Annotated in this window: 14 protein-coding genes; 12 read left to right on the forward strand and 2 right to left on the reverse strand. The window is 45.9% G+C overall.

What is annotated here, in order from left to right; genetic code table 11:
• Window positions 1-24 precede the first annotated feature (24 nt).
• The 6 genes from NQ565_RS04240 (at window position 25) to NQ565_RS04265 (ending at window position 12,877) form a co-directional block, all read left to right on the forward strand.
• Window positions 25-1,392 (forward strand): PL29 family lyase N-terminal domain-containing protein, encoded by a 1,368-nt coding sequence (locus NQ565_RS04240; protein ID WP_005656114.1) that lies wholly within the window; start codon window positions 25-27, stop codon window positions 1,390-1,392.
• Between the two features lie 113 nt (window positions 1,393-1,505).
• A complete protein-coding gene (locus NQ565_RS04245) occupies window positions 1,506-3,074 on the forward strand; it encodes a sulfatase family protein (RefSeq protein ID WP_005656115.1) in 1,569 nt (522 codons plus the stop codon).
• Between the two features lie 34 nt (window positions 3,075-3,108).
• Window positions 3,109-5,427, forward strand: coding sequence for a glycoside hydrolase family 20 protein (locus NQ565_RS04250; RefSeq protein WP_005656116.1), 2,319 nt, complete (start codon window positions 3,109-3,111; stop codon window positions 5,425-5,427).
• 14 nt (window positions 5,428-5,441) lie between these two features.
• A complete protein-coding gene (locus NQ565_RS04255; protein ID WP_394363658.1) occupies window positions 5,442-8,507 on the forward strand; it encodes a glycoside hydrolase family 2 TIM barrel-domain containing protein in 3,066 nt (1,021 codons plus the stop codon).
• Between the two features lie 66 nt (window positions 8,508-8,573).
• Entirely contained in the window at window positions 8,574-11,354 is a 2,781-nt protein-coding gene (locus tag NQ565_RS04260; RefSeq protein ID WP_005656118.1) for an alpha-L-fucosidase, read from the forward strand.
• A 14-nt stretch (window positions 11,355-11,368) separates the two neighbouring features.
• Entirely contained in the window at window positions 11,369-12,877 is a 1,509-nt protein-coding gene (locus tag NQ565_RS04265) for a sulfatase (RefSeq protein ID WP_005656119.1), read from the forward strand.
• Window positions 12,878-12,985: 108 nt separating this feature from the next.
• On the opposite strand, the gene NQ565_RS04270 is transcribed toward NQ565_RS04265, so the two are convergent.
• Complete coding sequence (locus NQ565_RS04270; protein ID WP_005656120.1) at window positions 12,986-13,489, reverse strand: RNA polymerase sigma factor; 504 nt, start codon at window positions 13,487-13,489, stop codon at window positions 12,986-12,988.
• 229 nt (window positions 13,490-13,718) lie between these two features.
• Between NQ565_RS04270 and NQ565_RS04275 the strand changes: the two genes are divergently transcribed.
• A complete protein-coding gene (locus NQ565_RS04275) occupies window positions 13,719-14,537 on the forward strand; it encodes a 1-acyl-sn-glycerol-3-phosphate acyltransferase (RefSeq protein ID WP_005656121.1) in 819 nt (272 codons plus the stop codon).
• A gap of 37 nt (window positions 14,538-14,574) precedes the next feature.
• Window positions 14,575-15,561 (forward strand): GNAT family N-acetyltransferase, encoded by a 987-nt coding sequence (locus NQ565_RS04280; RefSeq protein ID WP_016661098.1) that lies wholly within the window; start codon window positions 14,575-14,577, stop codon window positions 15,559-15,561.
• A 1-nt stretch (window position 15,562) separates the two neighbouring features.
• On the opposite strand, the gene NQ565_RS04285 is transcribed toward NQ565_RS04280, so the two are convergent.
• The gene (locus NQ565_RS04285; RefSeq protein ID WP_005656123.1) at window positions 15,563-16,909 is read right to left on the reverse strand and encodes a deoxyguanosinetriphosphate triphosphohydrolase; all 1,347 of its coding nucleotides are present in this window, start codon (window positions 16,907-16,909) and stop codon (window positions 15,563-15,565) included.
• Between the two features lie 126 nt (window positions 16,910-17,035).
• Between NQ565_RS04285 and dut the strand changes: the two genes are divergently transcribed.
• From dut to NQ565_RS04305, 4 genes are all read left to right on the forward strand, one after another.
• On the forward strand, window positions 17,036-17,467 hold the full coding sequence (dut, locus tag NQ565_RS04290; RefSeq protein ID WP_016661100.1) for a dUTP diphosphatase: 432 nt from the start codon (window positions 17,036-17,038) through the stop codon (window positions 17,465-17,467).
• 82 nt (window positions 17,468-17,549) lie between these two features.
• Window positions 17,550-19,313 carry a tetratricopeptide repeat protein gene (locus tag NQ565_RS04295; RefSeq protein ID WP_005656126.1) on the forward strand — a complete coding sequence of 588 codons (1,764 nt, stop codon included), beginning with the start codon at window positions 17,550-17,552 and terminating at the stop codon, window positions 19,311-19,313.
• A gap of 44 nt (window positions 19,314-19,357) precedes the next feature.
• Window positions 19,358-19,936: a DUF4292 domain-containing protein gene (locus NQ565_RS04300; RefSeq protein ID WP_005656127.1), complete on the forward strand. Its 579-nt coding sequence runs from the start codon at window positions 19,358-19,360 to the stop codon at window positions 19,934-19,936.
• On the forward strand, window positions 19,933-21,231 hold the full coding sequence (locus NQ565_RS04305; protein WP_005656128.1) for a murein hydrolase activator EnvC family protein: 1,299 nt from the start codon (window positions 19,933-19,935) through the stop codon (window positions 21,229-21,231). The genes NQ565_RS04300 and NQ565_RS04305 overlap by 4 nt, the downstream gene beginning before the upstream one ends.
• The last annotated feature ends 3 nt before the right edge of the window (window positions 21,232-21,234 follow it).

The following is a 21,234-nucleotide window of genomic DNA, read 5'->3' on the forward strand; positions in this document are numbered from 1 at the left end:
CATTAACCTATAAAGAATAATAATATGAAGATTAAGACTATTTTGTGCACGTTGTGTGCAGTAACTGTGTTGGGTAGCTGTAGCTACGATGATGATGGATTGTGGGATGCGGTGAACGGTCAGGAAGAAAGAATTTCCGCATTGGAGAAATGGCAGAAGACGGTTGTAGACCAACTGAATTCTTTGCAGGGGATTCTTACGGCTACCGATTATGTGACCAATGTGGAAAAAGTGGAAAAGGATGGTGTGCAAGGGTATAAAATCTCTTTCCTGCACGCTAATGCTATTACGTTGTACTATAATGAAGACAGCGAGGTCAGTGGCGGAAGCGATGCTTCGGTTGGTGTGGCACAGGACGATAACGGTTATTATTGGACGATGAACGGCGAGCCTTTACAGATAGAAGGCAAGAAGGTATATGTGACAGAAGGAGGCGGAGCTTCATTAACGCCTAATGCCGATAATCCTGAAATATTCGATTTGACAATTGGCGGAACCACGGTGACGGTAGACCAAAATGCAGTAGGTGCACATCCTATTAAGGAGGTGAAGGAAGAAAACGGCAGGGTGATTGTTACGTTGAATGACAATACAACGAAAGAGCTGGTGAAGTGGGTGAACCTGAAAGATGCTTTGTCGGCAACGTATGAAGGCACCAACGGAACCGAGGTGACATATCCGATTGCCCTTGGAGCCGGACATATCATGAGAAAGGTAGACGAGACTCCTGCAGGGTGGACGATAAAGGTTACGGGAATAGGTGCTGATACTAAATTGATTGTTACTTATCCGTCAGGCGATGAAAGTGTAACGGTAGCTTTTCTGATTTCCGACGGAAATACGTTATCGGTTGTTCAGGAAGCGACATTTACATCAACAGCTACTCCCGGAATAGCTTGGACCACTGTTACTTATTCTGCCAATACGCCGATAACGATTCCTCCCGGAACTCAAAATGTTAAGGTTACGGGTGATGCTTCTGCTTTAGCTCCAGCTGCATTTGCTACGAATATAACAAATCCTTTGAAAGGTACTGCCGATGTAGTAAATATTGACTTATCGGAAATTACTTATACTAAAGCATTTCCTTCCAACGCTTTTTATATGAATACCCCTTCCGTACCTGATACAGATAAAAATACTTCAATAGAAACTATAATTCTTCCTGAAGGAATCATTAATATATGGGGCTCTGCCTTTAAGAATTGCAAGGCATTGAAGAGCGTTACGGTTGGCACGGCGACAGATGTACCGGCAGAGCATTCAGGTACATGGTTTACCGGATGCGAGGCATTAGAATCGATATATGTACCGGCCGACAAAGTGGATACATATAAGGACTCATGGGATAGCAGTTTGACTGATTATATCAAGGCGATACCGGCCGACTAAGTTACAATCTGTAAGTATAATCAGAAACCCAAATGCCGGAAGGATGGGTGAATATCCATGCTTCCGGCATTTTACATATAAAAGGAAACAACAAATTAATCACTGATTGAATCATGAATAAACTACAGACCGGATGGTTGTATACTTTGACAGGGGCGGTTTCGGCGGTATCATTGGCCGCATGTATGCCGGCTTCAAAACCTTACAACATCGTCTACATCATGACCGACGACCATACGGCGCAGATGATGAGCTGCTATGACAATCGCTATATAGAAACTCCCAACTTAGATCGCATCGCCAACGGTGGTGTGCGCTTTGTCAATAGTTTTGTTGCCAACTCTTTGAGCGGGCCGAGCCGTGCCTGCATGTTTACCGGCAAACACACATGTGGCAATAAATTCTATGATAATACCACTTGTGTGTTCGACGGTTCGCAACAAACCTTTCCCAAAATACTGCGCGAAAACGGCTATCAGACGGCTGTTATAGGTAAATGGCATTTGGAAAGCCTGCCTACCGGTTTTGATTATTGGGAAGTTGTACCCGGCCAGGGAGATTATTTTAATCCGGACTTTATCACGATGAACAATGATACCGTTGTCCGCAAAGGCTATATCACCAACTTAATTACAGACATGAGTATCGATTGGATGGAAAACAGGCGGAACAAGGAAAAACCTTTCTGTCTTTTTATTCATCATAAAGCCATTCATCGCAACTGGCTGCCTGAAATAAAAAACCTTGCCCTCTACGAAGACAAGACATTTCCTTTGCCCGATAACTTCTATGATGATTATAAAGGCCGCCCTGCCGCCGCTTCTCAGGAAATGAGCATATTCAAGGATATGGACTTGATTTACGACCTGAAGATGTTGAAAGAGGGCAAAGACTCCCCACTGAAAGAGCGCTATCTGAGTTACATAGAACGTATGGACGCTGATGACCGTAAAGCTTTCGACACATTTTATGCGCCTATCATTGAAGATTTTTATAAACGTGACCTGAAAGGTAAAGAACTCGCCGAATGGAAATATCAGCGCTATATGCGTGATTATGCAAAAGTGGTTAAGTCGCTGGACGATAATGTAGGGCGTGTATTGGATTACCTGAAAGAGAAAGATATGCTGGACAATACATTGGTGGTTTATACCTCTGACCAAGGCTTTTATATGGGCGAACACGGTTGGTTCGACAAGCGTTTCATGTACGAAGAGTCCATGCACACACCGCTTATTATGCACCTGCCCAAAGGGCTGGATGCACGCGGCGACATTACGGATTTGGTACAGAACATAGACTATGGTCCGACCATCCTCGATCTTGCAGGTATCAGTCTGCCGGAAGATATGCACGGCATTTCCATGTTGCCGTTACTCAAGGGAGAGCATCCTGTAAACTGGCGTAAGGCATTGTACTATCATTTCTACGAATATCCTGCAGAACACATGGTAAAACGCCACTACGGAGTGCGTACAGAGCGCTATAAACTGATTCATTTCTATAATGACATCGATGTTTGGGAATTGTATGATTTGAAAAACGACCCTGCCGAAATGTATAACATCTATGGCCAACCCGGTACCGAAGAAGTGACAGCCGAACTGAAAACTACTTTACTGGATTTACAGCAACAATATAACGACCCGGTGCGCTTCGGACCGGAAAGAGATAAGGAATGATTTATGTTTTACTTGAAAATAACGATTTTATTTTATGAAATACTTTATAATGCTATTATTATGCTGCTGGTTGCTTCCCCCCTTGGGCTGCCAGGCAGATAACTTGACTCAGCCTTTTTCGTTGGTTCCCTGTCCGGTCGCAATTGTGCCGGGCACGGGTAACTTTCAATTCACGGCTAAGACGGTATTCGCAGTGGAAAATGAAGAACAGGCGGAAGTCGTGAAACAGTTTACCGCGCTTTTTACGAATGCCGCCGGCTTTACTCCCCGTATAAAAACGGAAAGTAAGAAAGGAGATGTTTGCTTGCTAACTGATGCTTCCTTAGATTCGGAAGCCTATCTGTTGGAAATCACCTCAAAGAAAATCCGCATTTACGCATCGGATGTACAAGGCTTTTTTTATGCCTTGCAGAGTATCCGGCAATTATTGCCGGCTGCTATAGAGGGTACACAGGTGGTTAACGCTTTGTGGACCGTACCTGCCATGACTATTACCGACCGCCCCCGTTTCAGCTATCGCGGATTGATGGTAGACGTATCCCGATTTTTCACGCCTAAGGAGAATCTGCTGCGTATCATAGATTGCATGGCTATGTTGAAACTGAACAAGCTGCATTTGCATCTGACGGATGATAATGGTTGGCGTATTGAAATCAAACGTTACCCGCTGCTTACGGAAATTGGATCGCGCCGGGTGGAACGTCCGGGAGCGCCGTTCTTTGCCCGTCGTAATGCCCGTCAGGGAGAACCCACGGTGGAGAAAGGCTTTTATACGCAGGATGATATTCGGGAGATTGTATCTTATGCCATGACACGCCATATCGAAGTGATTCCGGAAATAGAAATGCCGGCTCATAGTAATGCCGCATTGGCATCGTATCCATTGCTTGCCTGTCCGGTAGTGGATAAATATATCGGGGTGTTGCCGGGATTGGGAGGAGCTCATGCCGATATCATCTATTGCGCTGGAAACGATAGTGTATATACTTTCCTTGAAGGAGTGATTGATGAAATCGTAGATTTGTTTCCGTCAAGATATATTCACTTGGGTGGTGATGAGGCATGGAAGGTTAATTGGAAAAAATGTCCGCGTTGTCAGGCACGCATGAAAGCAGAAGGGTTGAAAAACGAAGAAGACTTACAGGGATATTTCATGGCACGTATGGCGCGTTATGTGCAGAGTAAAGGCCGCGAAGTGATGGGATGGGACGAGCTGACCAATACCGATATTCCCGAAGATGCCATTATTTTCGGCTGGCAGGGGCGTGGACAGGCTGCATTGAAAGCCGCCAAACTGGGACATCGGTTTGTGATGACTCCTGCGCTTATATTGTATCTTATCCGTTATCAGGGGCCGCAATGGTTTGAACCATTGACTTATTTCGGCAATAATACTCTGAAAGATGTATATGATTATGAACCCGTACAAAAAGAATGGAGTCCGGCTGTTGAGAAACTTTTAATGGGTGTACAAGCATCCCTTTGGACGGAGTTTTGCAACAAGCCTGAGGATGTGGACTATCTGTTGTTTCCGCGCCTGTCTGCTTTGGCCGAAGGGGCATGGACGCAAACCGACCGTAAGGATTGGCAGACTTATTTAAAAGCGATGGACCGGTTTAATGAACATATTGCGGCGAAGGGAATAGTTTATGCCCGTTCCATGTATAATATACAGCATACGGTAACTCCCGTTGACGGGCAATTACAGGTCAAGTTGGAATGTGTTCGTCCGGATGTACAGATTCATTACACCACTGACGGTAAGGAACCGGATTTGCAATCTGCACTTTATTCGGAGCCTTTACGGCTTACGACATCTAAGACCGTGAAAGCTGCCACTTTTGCCAACGGAGAGCAGATAGGTAAAACATTGGTTCTGCCGGTGGAATGGAATAAAGCAACGGCTAAACCTATTTTGGGAAGCAATACCGAAAAACTGAAGTTGTTGGTGAATGGCGTACGGGGCAGCTTGAAGCAAACCGATTTCGAATGGTGCTCTTGGATGAATAACGATACGATTTCTTTTACTGTTGATTTGCAGAAGAAAGAAGAAATCCATACCGTAACGTTGGGGTGCATCACTGTTTACGGAATGGCAGTACATAAACCTGCTTGTATACGGGTGGCTGTATCTGATAATAACCGCAACTTCCGTCTGGCTGGAGAATTGCACTATTCTCAAAAAGAAATTTTCCGTGAAGGTTCTTATGTTGACAACTGCTCGTTTGCCTTGGATAATGTGCAGGCCCGCTATGTGCGGATAACACTTTGCGGAGCAGGCTTGTGTCCGGAAAATCATGTGCGTCCGGGACAAGAAGCGAGACCTTTCTTGGATGAACTTATTATAGAATGAAAAAACGAATGTGTATGATTGACCGTATGAGCCGACAGATATTTACATTACTTGGAGCTATCCTTGCGTTTTCACCGCTTGCAGCACAAGAACAGCCGGAATGGCAAAGCCAATATGCCATAGGATTGAATAAATTGCAACCTCATACCTATGTATGGCCGTATGCCACGGTAACGGATGTGGAGCAGGGCGATTACGAGCAATCTCCCTATTACCTCAGCCTGAATGGCAAATGGAAATTCCATTGGGTGAAGAATCCCGATAAACGACCGAAGGAGTTTTATAAACCGTCTTTTTATACCGGTGGTTGGGCGGACATTCTTGTTCCCGGTAATTGGGAACGTCAGGGGTACGGTACGGCTATTTATGTGAATGAGTCGTATGAGTTTGACGACAAGATGTTCAAATTCAAGAAGAACCCGCCGCTGGTTCCTTACGAAGACAATGAAGTCGGTTCTTACCGCCGTACATTCAAAGTTCCGGCTTCGTGGAAAGATCGCCGGGTGGTGCTTTGCTGTGAGGGAGTTATCTCTTTCTATTACGTATGGGTAAACGGTAAGTTTATCGGATACAATCAGGGCTCAAAAACTCCTGCGGAGTGGGATATTACGGATAAACTGGAAGACGGAGAGAATATGATAGCACTTGAAGTTTACCGCTGGAGTGCCGGTTCTTATCTGGAGTGTCAGGATATGTGGCGTTTAAGCGGAATCGAACGCGATGTATATCTGTATAGTACTCCCCACCGGTATATTGCTGATTATAAAGTGACGTCTTCTTTGGAAAAAACGAACTATAAAGATGGTCTTTTCGGTCTGGATGTAACGATAGAAGGCGCTTCACAGAATGCTTCTTCCATTGCGTACACGCTGAAAGACGCGGAAGGCCGGACTGTATCGGCGGAAGAGATTCCGGTAAAGTCACGCGGATTAAGCAACTTCATCTCTTTTCCGGGGAAGCGACTCCCGGCAGTGCAGGCATGGAGTGCGGAACATCCTAATCTTTATACATTGTTTCTGGAGTTGAAGGATGCTACGGGCAAGGTGACCGAAGTAACCGGTTGCCGGGTGGGGTTCCGCACTTCGGAAATAAAGGACGGCCGTTTCTGTATCAATGGGGTACCGATATTGGTGAAAGGTGTTAACCGGCACGAACATTCCCAACTGGGACGTACTGTCAGTAAGGAATTGATGGAGCAAGATATCCGCCTGATGAAACAGAACAATATCAATACGGTGCGCAATTCGCATTATCCTACCGACTCTTATTGGTACACTCTTTGCGACCGTTACGGATTGTATATGATAGATGAGGCGAATATCGAATCGCACGGTATGGGCTATGGCCCGGCATCGCTGGCGAAGGATAGCACTTGGTTGCCGGCACACATGGATCGTACGCAGCGTATGTACGAACGTTCCAAGAACCATCCTGCCATCGTTATCTGGTCTTTGGGAAATGAAGCGGGCAATGGTATAAACTTTGAGCGTACATACGATTGGTTGAAGTCGGTAGAAAATAATCGTCCCGTACAATATGAACGGGCGGAACAGAACTATAATACCGATATTTATTGCCGCATGTATCGCAGTGTGGATGAAATCAAAGCTTATCTGGCTACACCGGGTATTTATCGTCCCTTTATTCTGTGTGAATACCTGCATGCTATGGGTAATAGTTGTGGGGGTATGAAGGAGTATTGGGATGTTTTTGAGAGTAATCCGATGGTGCAAGGCGGAGCTATATGGGATTGGGTAGACCAGTCGTTCCGTGAGATTGACGACAACGGCCGCTGGTATTGGAGTTATGGTGGTGACTACGGACCTGAAGATATTCCGAGTTTTGGTAACTTCTGTTGCAACGGTCTGGTAAATGCAGACCGTGAACCGCATCCGCACTTATTGGAAGTGAAGAAAATCTATCAGAATATCAAAACAACCTTGATCAATGAAAAGAATCTGACTGTACGTATTAAGAATTGGTTTGATTTTTCGAACCTGAATCAATATATATTGCATTGGAATGTAACAGCCGATAATGGTATGGTACTGGCGAAAGGAATGCAGGAGGTGGATTGTTTGCCTCATGGAATGGTCAATGTGATGTTTGGAGCAGTCAAACTGCCGGTTAATACGCGTGAAGCCTATCTGAATTTGAGTTGGATGCGGAAAACAGTTTCTCCTATAGTAGATACTTCCTGGGAGGTAGCTTATGACCAATTTGTATTACCCGGTAATGCAACCGGAAAGGCTTATCTGCCGGAAACATCCGGCAAAATGACTTTTACGGTGGACGAAAAGAGCGGTGCTTTACAATTGCTTGCACAGGATGGGACAGAATTGCTGGCAAGTCCGGTTACATTGAGCTTGTTCCGTCCGGCAACGGATAATGACAATCGCGACCGGAAAGCGGCACATTTATGGCGTCAGGCGGGACTTGACAAGACGGTGCAGAAAGTTGTTTCTTTGAAAAAAGGCAAGGCTTCTGCTACTGCGGTAGTGGAGTTGCTGAATGAGGCAGGGAAGAAGGTGGGCGACGCTATTTTGGCATACTCATTGGCGCAGAACGGAGGTGTCAGGATACAAACCGAATTTACGCCCGATACTACGATGGTTAAATCAATGGCCCGCATGGGATTGGCATTCGAGATGAACGATAGGTATGGGAATGTTTCTTATCTGGGGCGCGGAGAGCATGAAACGTATGCCGACCGTAAGCAGTCCGGTAAGATTGACATATACAATACGACTGTTGAACGTATGTTCCATTATTATGTAAAGCCGCAGGCTACAGGTAATCGTACCGATGTACGTTGGATGAAGTTGGCGGATGAAGCCAATAACGGATTGTTTGTCAATTCGAGCCGTCCGTTTCAGTTTAGTATTTCTCCTTTCTCGGATGAGAATATTGAAAAGGCTACCCACATTAACGAACTCGAACGTAATGGCAAGGTAACCGTGCATCTGGATGCCGGACAGTCGGGAGTGGGCACCGCTACTTGCGGACCTGCCACATTACCGCCTTATCTTATTCCTATAGACAGGCAACAGTTTGATTTTACCATCTATCTTGTCAGATGAGTGCAAACTTATTTGAATTTTGCTCATAGCAAGAGGTATTGAGTTAACTATTAATAGAATATATATATGAAACAAATAATGCTCCTGACATCATTACTTTTCGCAGTCTTTTGTGGAGTGCAGGCACAGGAAACCTATTACGAGAAACATTTGATCTTCCCCGAAAAGGCTACTGCTGCACAGAAGCTGGACATGGCTTCACGTTTAATTCCTACTCCGCAACAGTTGGAGTGGCAGCAAATGGAGTTTACCGCTTTCCTGCATTTCGGTATCAATACCTTTACGGGACGTGAATGGGGGGATGGTACGGAAGCCCCTGCTCTCTTTAATCCTACCGAACTGGATTGTGAGCAGTGGGTACGTGCACTCAAAGACGGAGGTTTTAAGATGGCAATCATTACCGCCAAGCATCACGACGGTTTTTGTCTGTGGCCTACGAAGACTACCCGGCACTCTGTTGCATCCAGTCCCTGGCGTGGCGGGAAGGGAGACTTGGTACGCGAATTGCGTAATGCATGCGATAAATACGGTATTAAGTTTGGCATATACCTCTCTCCGTGGGATCGGAATGCCGCTTGTTACGGCGATTCTCCCGTCTATAACCAATTCTTCATTGAACAACTCACGGAGTTGCTGACGCAATATGGTGAAATTCACGAAGTATGGTTTGATGGTGCAAACGGTGAAGGACCCAACGGTAAAAAGCAAGAATATGACTGGGATGCAGTGATAAAGACCATTCGTCGCCTGCAGCCCAAAGCTGTGACTGCTATCATGGGTGATGATGTGCGTTGGGTAGGTAATGAAAAGGGAATCGGACGTGAAACCGAGTGGAGTGCCACAGCATTGCCGCCGGGCATCTATTCCCGTTCGGAAGAACTGAGAAAGGGATTGGGTATTTATGGTAAGGCCAAAGACTTGGGCGGTCGTGACATCGTGGCGCGTGCCAAGGAACTTTTCTGGTGGCCGTCCGAAGTGGATGTGTCTATTCGTCCGGGTTGGTTCTATCATGCTGCACAGGACAAGCAAGTGAAGTCGTTGGCGCATCTGGTGGATATTTATTTCAAATCTGTAGGTTATAATTCGGTATTGTTGCTTAATATTCCGCCTGATAAGCGCGGGTTGATTCATGAGAATGATGTGCAGCGTCTGAAAGAGCTTTCCGGTTATCTGAAGAAGACGTTCGGCAAAGATTTTCTGCAGAAAGGAGATACCCGTTGGCAATCCTTAAGTGGAGATGTCCGCGAATATAAAGTGCAGAAAGGCGCTGTGGTAAATACCTTCCTTATTCAGGAAGATATTGCCAAAGGACAGCGTGTGGAAAATTTTCTTGTGGAGGCTTACTCCAATGGTTCGTGGAGATATGTGGCGGAAGGTACGACGGTTGGGTACAAACGTCTGATCCGTTTCTCGGATACCAAGGCGGAGAAAATACGGGTTACTGTCCGTTCGGCACGTGGAAAGGCAAATATCCTGAAAGTGGGACTTTTCTTCGCCGAACCTTTGAATGACGAGAATACGGAAGTGCAGTTGAGTGATATTCCGGTGGATGAATGGCGTATAGCAGACGGTGAACCGAATGCGCATCAGGCTATTGACGGAGACCGGAGTACGGGGTGGTACACCAACTCATTGAAACCGTTGACGGTGGATATGGGACGCGAAGTGCAGGTTACAGGCTTCAGTTATGCTCCGGTTACGGGTGATGACCTGGCGGGTACTATTTACAAATATGCTTTCTACATCAGTAGTGACGGCGAGGAATGGACAAAATGCGATGCAGCCGGTGAGTTCAGCAATATTATGCACAATCCCGTTCCTTACTTTGTACGCTTCGGAAAGAGTTATCGGGCACGTTACTTCAAGCTTGAACCGCTTGCCGAAATCAACGGGAAAGTATCTACTGCTATTGGCGAGGTGGGTATCCTTGCTGTGAAAGGCATGCCGAAAGATGATGAAACACTGGTATACGACCGTCCCGGTGCACCGTTGAAGCTAAAACCCGGTGATAATCATCCGAAAGTGAAAGGTTGGCGTTTCTACACCGCTCATGAATTTTTGAACCGTGATACGGAAAATAATCTTCCGAAAGGATTCATTGAACATAGGGGGGCACACATGAGCCGTGCCGCACGGGTGGATAATGCACGCTGTTCGGAAGTGAACAATGGTGTGTTACAGATTCGTACAGTTGAGGAAACCGATTCTTTGGACAATCGTTTTGGTGCCAATGTGAAGTTCTCTCACGGCTGTTATCGCACGTCATTGCCCGGAAGCAAGGATTTCTGGTGTAACTTTACCGAGAATATGCGTATTGAGATTCGTTTTAAACGCAATGCTTATCAAGGTTTCAACGATGCACTTTGGTTTATGGGGAACAATAACCGTCCTTGGCCTAAGAATGGGGAAATAGATTTATTGGAAAATCCGAAAAAGACAGTCAATAATCGTGCACATTTCACATTGCACTCGGAGAATTATTATGCCGGAGTAGTAGGAGGCAGCGGAAGTGTTACCTCGACAATTGACCTGGCCGATATGTCCTGGTGGAATATCTACTGGCTGGAATGGTATCCCGACCGCATAGTAGGAGGCGTGAATGGACAGACCTATTTTGAACACCGTAAGGGAGCCAATGGCAATGAAGATTGGCCTTGGAGTGATCCGGAAGGCTTCTTTCTTATTTTCAGTACCGGTATATCAACCAATCCTAAGGCATGGCCCGGGGCGGTTATGCCGTCCGAATGGAAAAAAGATGCTATGCCGGCCATGTTCGTTGACTGGATACGGGTGTATGTGAATAAAGATTATAAAGGTGGGAAAGCTCCTGCCATAAGGTTCTATTGATATAGGTACGTGAAATGAAATATACAGTTGCTTCCTTAACAGTTGTAGCATTGCTGTCGGGTAATGCTATGGCACAGCGTAAACCTAATATCATCCTTTTTTTGGTGGATGATATGGGGTGGCAGGATACCTCTCTGCCTTTTTGGAAAGATACCACGGACTTGAACCGTATTTATGAAACTCCCAATATGGAGCGTTTAGCTGAAAGGGGAGTTATGTTTACTCACGCTTATGCCTGTTCAATCAGTTCTCCGTCACGTGTAAGTTTGTTCACTGGTGCAAATGCTGCGCAGCATAAAGTTACAAACTGGACGTTGAAGAAAGATACGCCGACCGATAGGAAAGATGCTGTCTTGGAATTTGAAGCATGGAATTATAATGGTCTTTGTCCGGAAGCGGGATTGGAACATTCTTTTTATGCGAAGTGTTTGCCTCAACTACTTCGTGAGAATGGATATGCTACTATGATGGTTGGAAAAGCGCATTTTGGTTCGATGGGTACACCTGCGGCCAATCCTTTGACAATAGGTTTCGATTATAATATTGCCGGTCATGCTGCCGGAGCTATGGGGAGCTATCTGGGCGAGGAAGGATATGGCGCCAAGAGCGATCCGGAACGTGCAGCAGTGTGGGCTGTTCCGGATTTAGAGCAATATCATGGTACTGATACTTTCTTGACTGAAGCTTTGACATTGGAGGCGAAAAGCTTATTAGATAAGGTAACCGGACAGTCTAAGCCGTTCTTTCTTTATATGAGCCATTATGCTGTACATGCGCCTTTCGGAACAGACAGACGTTTCTACCAGAAGTACGCAGATAAGGGACTTTCACATAAAGAAGCACAGTATGCGGCACTTTTGGAGGGTATGGATAAAAGTTTAGGCGATTTAATGGATTATGTGGACGAAAAAGGTATAGCCGATAATACGGTTATTATTTTTATGTCGGATAACGGCGGTTATACAATCGGTCGTCATGATAAGAATTATCCGCTGAGTGAAGGTAAAGGTTCTTTAAAGGAAGGTGGAATCCGTGAGCCGATGATTGTTTGTTATCCACATGTTGCCAAACCTTCTACCATAAATGACACCCCCGTTATTATTGAAGATTTTTTTCCTACGTTGTTGGAAATTGCCGGAGTCTGCGATTATCGGACACCTCAACATATTGATGGGATAAGTTTTTTGAAGCAAATAAAAGGACATGCCGGAGATAAAGAGCGTGCTTTGTTTTTTCATTATCCCAATAACTGGGGTGAGAGAAGACAGACGATCGGTGCACCGCAAAGTGCGGTCGTGGCGGGTGATTGGAAACTAATCCATTACTATGAATCGGGTAGTGCCTGCCTTTATAATTTGGAGAATGATATTTCGGAGAATGATGATTTGTCTGCCAGGTATCCGGATAAAGCTAAAGAACTGGCTAAGGTATTGAGCGATTATTTAAAGTCTCAACATGCTACTATGCCTATTCTGAAGCTAACCGGCAGGACAGTTCCGTATCCTGATGGTAGCATAAGATAATAAAAGAGAAAAGGGCAGTCCGTTACCGAAAGCCCTTTTCTCTTTGCTACTATATTTAAAACTTATGTTATCTATTGAAAAAGGAAAGAAGTGTTTTCTTTTTCTTGACTAAACAAAATCTTTCAGTTCTTGTTGTAGTTTTTGGCGGGTAAAGAAGATACGGCTCTTTACAGTTCCCAGCGGGAGTCCCAGCTTCTCGGCTATTTCGCGGTATTTAAAACCGGAAACATGCATGGAGAACGGTACTTTGTATTCGCGTGGCAGTGAATTGACGATACGGTGCATCTCTTTCAGGTCGTATGCGCTTTCTGTGTTCTCAAATGCTGTGTCGCGCGGCAGGTTCAGGTGGTAAAGATTGTCCGTCTGGTCCACAAATGTCTGGTCGCGCACTACTTTACGATAATTGTTAATAAAGATGTTGCGCATGATCGTATATATCCAACCTTTGAAATTAGTATCGGGCATGTATTTATCTTCATTATCCAAAGCCTTGAGTGATGTTTCTTGAAGAAGGTCGTTGGCTTCTTCGCGGTCGGAGGTGAGCTTGTACGCAAAGCGTAATAAATCGTTTTGAACTCCGATCAGATCTTTTTTAAATGTCATACTATTCATAAATGTGCTTTGTTAAATGGTTACTTGTTCGTTTTGCCTTTTAGCATTGCAAGTTTACGAAAGTTCCGGCTTTTCGACAGGCTGTTTTTAAGCAATCTTTGGGGTGAAAACTATCAATTGATAGATTTTAGGTGCTATTTGATAGATTTTGGGTGCAGTTTTCTATCGAATATTTGCATTTAATTAAAAAGATGCGTTAATTTTGCGCAATCATTTCATCACAAAAAGAATGGCTGACGACTCTTTATTTTTGATTGACATTGATAAGATTCTTCGGGAGAAAGCTCCGAAGCATGTGAAGTATATCCCTAAGTTTGTCGTATCTTATTTGAAGCGCATTGTTCATCAGGATGAATTGAATGTTTTTCTGAGAGAGTCGAAAGATAAAGTGGGGGTGGAATTCCTGCAGGCTTGTCTGGACTTTCTGGATGCCAAATTGATAGTGAAGGGCAAGGAGAATCTGCGAAAAGACGGTCTTTATACATTCGTTTCCAATCATCCCTTAGGTGGACAGGATGGAGTGGCGTTGGGTTATGTACTTGGGAGTTTTTACGATGGAAAGGTGAAATATATGGTAAATGACCTGCTTATGAACCTGCATGGACTGGCTCCTCTTTGTATTCCTATCAATAAGACCGGCAAGCAGGCCAAGGACTTTCCGAAAATGGTAGAGGCCGGGTTTGCATCGGACGATCAGCTCATCATGTTTCCTGCCGGGCTTTGCTCGCGTCGCCGGAATGGGGTTATCCGCGATTTGGACTGGAAAAAGACGTTTATAGTAAAGAGCGTTGAAGCGCACCGCGATGTAGTACCCATTCATTTTGACGGCCGTAACTCCGATTTTTTCTATAACCTGGCGAATCTTTGCAAAACGTTGGGTATCAAGTTTAATATAGCCATGTTGTATCTGGCAGATGAAATGTTGAAAAACCGTCATAAAACATTTACCATTACTATAGGTAAGCCTATTCCCTGGCAAACATTCGATAAGACGAAAACACCTGCCCAATGGGCGCAGTATGTGAAAGATATCGTGTATAAATTGTAAGTTGAACATTGAATATAAAAAAATAGAAGCTCGGAAGATGGAAGATATTATTGCACCGATAAGCAAAGAACTGCTGAAAGCGGAGTTGACCGAAGACAAACGCTTGCGCATGACGAATAAGAGTAATAATCAGATATATATTATTACTGCCCAGGATTCACCCAATACGATGAAGGAAATCGGACGTCTGCGTGAGATTGCATTTCGTGCTGCCGGTGGCGGAACAGGAATGTCCATGGATATTGATGAGTACGATATTATGGATAATCCTTATAAGCAGTTGATAGTCTGGAATCCGGAAGAGGAAGAGATATTAGGCGGTTACCGCTATATTCTCGGTACGGATGTACGCTTCGACGAGCACGGCGCTCCGATTTTGGCTACTGCGCACATGTTTAATTTTTCCGAGAAATTCTTGAATGAATATCTTCCTACTACCATTGAGCTTGGACGTTCATTCGTGACGCTCGAATACCAGTCTACCCGTCGCGACAGCAAAGGTTTGTTCGCATTGGATAATTTGTGGGACGGCTTGGGTGCGTTGACGGTGGTTATGCCCAACGTGAAGTATTTCTTCGGAAAGGTTACCATGTATCCCAGTTATATCCGTAAAGGACGCGACATGATTCTTTATTTCCTGAGAAAGCATTTTGCCGATAAAGACAGTCTGATTACTCCGATGAAACCGCTGCAATTGGAGTCGGATGAGGAAGAACTGGCTGCATTGTTCTGTAAGGATACATTTAAGGAAGACTATAAAATATTGAATGGCGAAATCCGTAAGCTGGGATACAATATTCCGCCGTTGGTAAATGCCTACATGAGTCTCAGTCCGACAATGCGTATGTTCGGTACGGCCATTAATTACGGTTTCGGTGATGTGGAAGAAACAGGTATCCTGATTGCCGTCGATGAAATCCTGGCGGAAAAGCGCATCCGCCATATCCAGTCATTCATCGAAAGCGAGCCGGAAGCATGCAAACTGACTTCCGGGGCGAATAAGATATTCTATCCGAGCAGATAAATCATACAGCCGGCAGGCTGTTTCCGTTGATTTTCCGGTAGAGGTCGAGGGCGAATACATCCGTCATGCCGGATATGTAGTCCAATACGGCCTGTATCCTTTCATACAGTGCAGTTGCTTTCATATTATATTGTCCGGATACCCGGTTGATGAGCAACTGCGAATATGCTTTTTCCGGTGAGCGTACTGCATCGATCATCAGTTCGAGCAAGGTGCTGATGATACGGAAACCGGCAAGTTCTATGTCCAATACATCGCGCGAACGGTATATCTTCTTGAAAGATACCTCTGCGCAATGTTGGTAGGCCGCGGCAGGCCGTTCGGTGATATGCTTGATGAGACTTCCCTCAAATTCCCCTTCCAGTATCTGTACTTCGTTATCGAGGAATGCCCGGGTGCATTCGCCGATAAGCAGCCCGATGACGGAAGAACGCAGATAGGCTATCTGTTCATTGGTGTCGCTCACAATCTTGAGCGTGTCGAGGATGTGCGCCTTACGTTCGTCGGGAAAGTAGGCCAGCAGCAGGTCCTGCGTTTCCTGCGTAGTGAGAATCTTCAGTTTGTGGGCATCTTCAATATCCATCATCTGGTAGCAGATGTCATCTGCCGCTTCTACCAGGTAGACAAGCGGGTGACGTGCGTACTTCAAAGGTGAACCGTTAAGCTGTTTCATCCCCAGTTCTTCGGCTATTCGCCGGAAACTTTCTTCTTCGGTAGTAAAGAAGCCGAATTTGGATTTCTGTCCTGCCAGGCTCGATGAAAAGGGGTATTTTACGATGCTGGCAAGTGTGGAATAGGTCAGGACGAAACCGCCTTTGCGGCGTCCTTCAAACTGATGGGTAAGCAGACGGAAAGCATTTGCGTTTCCTTCGAAATGAGTCAGGTCTTCCCATTGTGCCGGGGTGAGTTGTTCTCCGTCGGGTTGTTTTTCTTTCAATGCCAGCCCTTTTCCTTCCGAAAAGAAAGTAGAGATGGCGCGTTCGCCGGAATGTCCGAATGGCGGATTGCCCAAATCGTGCGCCAGACATGCTGCGGAAACAATGGAGCCGATTTCGGGCAGATAAGAGTCTTGCGGTTCGGGGCGGCGGGCAAGGATGGCTTTGGCTACGTCATTGCCCAGCGAACGACCTACGCAGGAAACTTCCAGGCTATGTGTCAGCCGGTTGTGTACGAATATGCTGCCGGGCAGAGGGAACACTTGTGTCTTGTTCTGCAATCTCCGGAAAGGTGCGGAGAAGATGAGGCGGTCGTAATCCCGCTGAAATTCAGAACGGTTCTCGTGACGCTCTTTATGAAACTCTTCCAAGCCGAATCGTTTGGCGGATATGAGGGTATTCCAGTCCATCATGTTCTTACTTTCTTATTATTTAACTGCAAATGTATGACTATTTGCTTCAAAATCCGTAATTTTGTCCGTTAAATAGTGAATTAAAGTAATCTCAATCGTAACTTCATTGAAATGGCAAATAATAGTATGACCGTCCGAATTATAAATAAGTCGAAACATCCGTTGCCTGCATATGCCACCGAGTTGTCTGCCGGAATGGACATCCGTGCCAATCTTTCCGAGCCGATAGCTTTGGAACCGTTGCAGCGTTGCCTGGTTCCTACAGGTTTGTACATCGCTTTGCCGGCGGGGTTTGAGGCGCAGATTCGTCCCCGCAGCGGTTTGGCTATCAAGAAAGGTATCTCGGTATTGAACTCTCCGGGTACTATCGATGCAGACTATCGCGGTGAAATCTGTATTATCCTCGTAAATCTTTCTTCGGAAACATTTATGATTGAGGACGGAGAACGAATCGCCCAAATGGTAATTGCCCGCCATGAGCAGGCCGTATGGCAGGAGGTGGATGTGTTGGATGAAACGGAACGCGGTGCCGGTGGCTTCGGACATACGGGCGTGTAGTTGGGATGGGGTATGAGTGATTAGCGATGAGTGATTAGTGATTGACGGAGGGTTGCTTATACCATTTGATTTTATATAGATAATGAGCATATTCAATAATAAGAAAATAGGGCTGTTTTTGTTGGTGGCGGGCTTCTTGCTTGTCTCCTGCGGGACATCCCGTAAGCAGGCAAAGGCATTATCGGCGAAGCCTGTGGCGGAACTTACTCCGGAACAGCAGCGTAAGTACGATTATTTCTTTTTGGAAGCAGCCCGTCTGAAGATTCAGAAAGACTATGATGCGGCTTTTGATTTGCTGCAACATTGCCTGACTATCAATCCGAATGCTTCGTCGGCCTTATACGAACTGGCGCAATATTATTTGTTCCTGAAGCAAGTGCCTCAGGGGCAGGCTGCATTGGAGAAGGCCGTGGAAAACGATCCGGATAATTATTGGTACAGTCAGGGACTGGCGAATCTTTATCAGCAACAGGACGAAAAGGAGAAAGCGATGAAGCTGCTGGAAGATATGTCTATACGTTTCACCGACAAGCTGGATCCGCTTTATGCCTTGTTGGACATTTATAATCGGCAGGAGCAGTATGATAAGGTGATTGCCACTTTGAACCGGATTGAGGAGAAGATGGGCAAAAGCGAGCAGTTGAGTATGGAGAAGTTCCGTATTTATCTGCAAATGAAAGACAATAAGAATGCTTTCCATGAGATAGAGAGCCTGGTTGCGGAGTATCCGATGGATTCCCGTTATCAGGTTGTGTTAGGGGATGTATATATGCAGAACGGAAAGAAAGAGGAAGCATATAACATGTACCGCAAGGTGTTGGATGCCGAGCCGGATAATGCCATGGCGATGTATTCGCTGGCGTCCTATTATGAGGAGACCGGTCAGAAAGACCTTTATCAGCAGCAGTTGGACACTTTATTGCTCAACAAGAAAGTTCCTTCGGAAACGAAACTGAATGTAATGCGCCAGTTTGTCGTGCAGAATGAGCAGAACGGTAAGGACAGTACGCGGGTTATCAGCCTTTTCGACCGTATTCTGGAACAAGAGCCGGATGATGCCGGGATACCGATGCTTTACGCTCAGTATCTTTTATCTAAGGGAATGAACAAGGAAGCCTTTCCGGTACTGCGTCAGGTGTTGACAATCGATCCTACCAATACGGCTGCGCGTATGATGTTGCTGGGTGAAGCGGTACGCAAGGAGGATTACAACGATGTGATTGATTTATGCGAAGCCGGCGTTGAAACCAACCCGGAGATGCTGGAGTTCTATTTCTATCTGGCTATCGCTTATAACCAGGCGGAACGGACGGATGATGTAATTTCCATTTGTCAGAAAGCATTGACGCAAATTACGGCGGACAGTAAGAAAGAGGTTGTTTCAGATTTCTATTCCATTTTGGGAGATGCCTATCATACGAAAGATTTGAATACGGAAGCCTATGCTGCCTATGATTCGGCGCTGGTGTACAATCCTTCCAATATCGGAGCTTTGAACAATTATGCTTATTACCTATCTGTCGAGCGCCGTAATCTGGATAAAGCCGAGGAGATGAGTTATAAGACGGTGAAGGCGGAACCCGATAATGCCACCTATTTGGACACTTATGCCTGGATTCTGTTTGAGAAAGGCAATTATGCCGAGGCCCGTTTGTATATAGACGATGCCATGAAAAGTGACGGAGGCAAAAGCGATGTCATCGTAGAACATTGCGGCGACATCTACTATATGACGGGTGATGTGGACAAGGCTCTGGAGTATTGGAACCAGGCATTGAAGATAGGCAGTAAGTCCAGGACCCTACAGGAGAAGATTCGGAAGAAGAAGTATATCAGTGATAAGTAAGTCGGTAAAACGGTGAAGTGATACATAATAAAAGTAACAAGGTAATGGAACAAACAAAATTCAATGGCAGGACTCTGGTCTTTATGCTCTTTATCCTCTGCTGTCTGGCAGGCTGTAAAACCACCCGGAAGGCGGAGACATCCAAATTTCCCGAAAGTACCCGCTACCTGTCTTCCAAGGTGCGGCTGACCGTTCCTACCAAAGACGCCGTTTTCACCGTAAACGGTACGATGAAGCTGATAAGCGGCGAACGGATGCAGCTTTCTTTCCTCATGCCTATCATACGTACAGAGGTGGCGCGCATGGAGGTGACACCCGAAGAAATATTGCTGGTAGACCGCATGGGCAAGCGTTACGTCCGTGCTACCCGTAAGGAATTGAAAGATGTGCTACCGAAGAAAGCCGACTTTGCCCATTTGGAAAAGATTCTATTCAATGCTTCCAAACCCAACGGAAAGAAAGAGTTGTCGGGAAAGGAATTGGGCATTCCTTCGCTGGAGAAAGGCAGAATCGAGTTGTCCGGCTTTTCCAATAATTCGTTTTCGCTGACGCCTACCGAGCTGTCTTCAAAGTACACACAAGTTGAGTTGAATGAAATATTAGAAATGCTGATGAGCTTATGAGACGTTTGCTTTGTATTTTTATAGGTTGTTTCTGTCTGGCTTTTCCGCTTCTTGCCCAGTCCAACAAACTGATAAAGGAATTGGAAAGCAAGCGCGGTGCTTTGCAAAAGCAGATTACCGAATCGGAAACACTTCTGAAAACTACAAAGAAAACCGTAAGCAGCCAGTTGAACGGACTTGCCGCTTTGACGGGGCAGATAGAGGAACGCAAACGATATATCCTTACCATAAATAACGATGTAGAGTCGATAGACCGTGAGCTATCGTCATTGGAACGCCAGTTAGGAAAATTGCAGCGCGACTTGAAGGACAAGAAGAAGAAATACGAGTCGTCTGTCCAGTACCTTTATAAGAACCGTTCCATTGAGGAGAAGCTGATGTTTATTTTCTCTGCACGGAGTCTGGCGCAGACCTATCGCCGCTTGCGTTATGTGCGTGAGTATGCCACCTACCAACGCCTGCAGGGCGAGGAAGTGCTGAAAAAGCAGGAACAGGTCAATAAGAAGAAAGCGGAACTCAGGCAGGTGCGGGCTGCCAAAGCCAATCTGCTGAAAGAGCGCGAGGCCGAGAAAGTAAAACTGGAAGCGCAGGAGAAAGAAAAGCGTATCCTTGTGGCCGATTTACGGAAGAAGCAACGCGGATTACAGAACGAGATTGCCAAGAAGCGGCGCGAGGCCAGCCAACTTAATGCGCGTATCGACCGCTTGATTGCCGAAGAAATAGAGAAAGCCCGCAAACGTGCCGCAGAGGAAGCACGCCGTGAAGCGGCTGCCCGCAAGAAAGAAGCGGCTAAAGCGGCTAAGTCGGGAACGTCCGCTTCCGGAAAAAAGGTTGCTCCTCTGGAAACTTATACCATGAGTAAGGCCGACCGCGAGCTGTCCGGTGACTTTGCCAATAACCGCGGCAAGCTGCCTATGCCTATCAGCGGAGCCTATATCATAACCAGCCATTACGGGCAATATGCCGTGGAGGGATTGCGCAATGTCAAGTTGGACAATAAAGGTATCGACATCCAGGGAAAACCGGGGGCGCAGGCGCGTGCCGTCTTCAACGGCAAGGTGGCGGCCGTATTCAAACTGAACGGGCTGTTTAATATCCTTATCCGTCATGGAGCCTATATTTCCGTATATTGCAACCTGGCTTCCGCTTCGGTGAAACAAGGTGATACGGTCACTACCAAGCAAGCTATCGGCCAGGTATTCTCGGATGGGGCGGACGGCGGACGTACGGTACTTCACTTCCAGCTACGCCGTGAAAAGGAGAAGCTGAATCCCGAACCCTGGCTGAACAGATAAGTT

The sequence above is a fragment of the Bacteroides stercoris ATCC 43183 genome (assembly GCF_025147325.1).
Taxonomy (GTDB): domain Bacteria; phylum Bacteroidota; class Bacteroidia; order Bacteroidales; family Bacteroidaceae; genus Bacteroides; species Bacteroides stercoris.

Bases quoted from the DNA above. Each gene is read 5' to 3' on its own strand.
- NQ565_RS04260 (WP_005656118.1), top strand. From the start codon at position 8,574: ATGAAACAAATAATGCTCCTGACATCATTACTTTTCGCAGTCTTTTGT.
- NQ565_RS04275 (WP_005656121.1), top strand. From the start codon at position 13,719: ATGGCTGACGACTCTTTATTTTTGATTGACATTGATAAGATTCTTCGG.
- NQ565_RS04255 (WP_394363658.1), top strand. From the start codon at position 5,442: ATGATTGACCGTATGAGCCGACAGATATTTACATTACTTGGAGCTATC.
- NQ565_RS04305 (WP_005656128.1), top strand. From the start codon at position 19,933: ATGAGACGTTTGCTTTGTATTTTTATAGGTTGTTTCTGTCTGGCTTTT.
- NQ565_RS04280 (WP_016661098.1), top strand. From the start codon at position 14,575: ATGGAAGATATTATTGCACCGATAAGCAAAGAACTGCTGAAAGCGGAG.
- NQ565_RS04265 (WP_005656119.1), top strand. From the start codon at position 11,369: ATGAAATATACAGTTGCTTCCTTAACAGTTGTAGCATTGCTGTCGGGT.
- NQ565_RS04250 (WP_005656116.1), top strand. From the start codon at position 3,109: ATGAAATACTTTATAATGCTATTATTATGCTGCTGGTTGCTTCCCCCC.
- NQ565_RS04295 (WP_005656126.1), top strand. From the start codon at position 17,550: ATGAGCATATTCAATAATAAGAAAATAGGGCTGTTTTTGTTGGTGGCG.
- dut (WP_016661100.1), top strand. From the start codon at position 17,036: ATGACCGTCCGAATTATAAATAAGTCGAAACATCCGTTGCCTGCATAT.
- NQ565_RS04285 (WP_005656123.1), bottom strand. From the start codon at position 16,909: ATGATGGACTGGAATACCCTCATATCCGCCAAACGATTCGGCTTGGAA.
- NQ565_RS04270 (WP_005656120.1), bottom strand. From the start codon at position 13,489: ATGAATAGTATGACATTTAAAAAAGATCTGATCGGAGTTCAAAACGAT.
- NQ565_RS04300 (WP_005656127.1), top strand. From the start codon at position 19,358: ATGGAACAAACAAAATTCAATGGCAGGACTCTGGTCTTTATGCTCTTT.
- NQ565_RS04240 (WP_005656114.1), top strand. From the start codon at position 25: ATGAAGATTAAGACTATTTTGTGCACGTTGTGTGCAGTAACTGTGTTG.
- NQ565_RS04245 (WP_005656115.1), top strand. From the start codon at position 1,506: ATGAATAAACTACAGACCGGATGGTTGTATACTTTGACAGGGGCGGTT.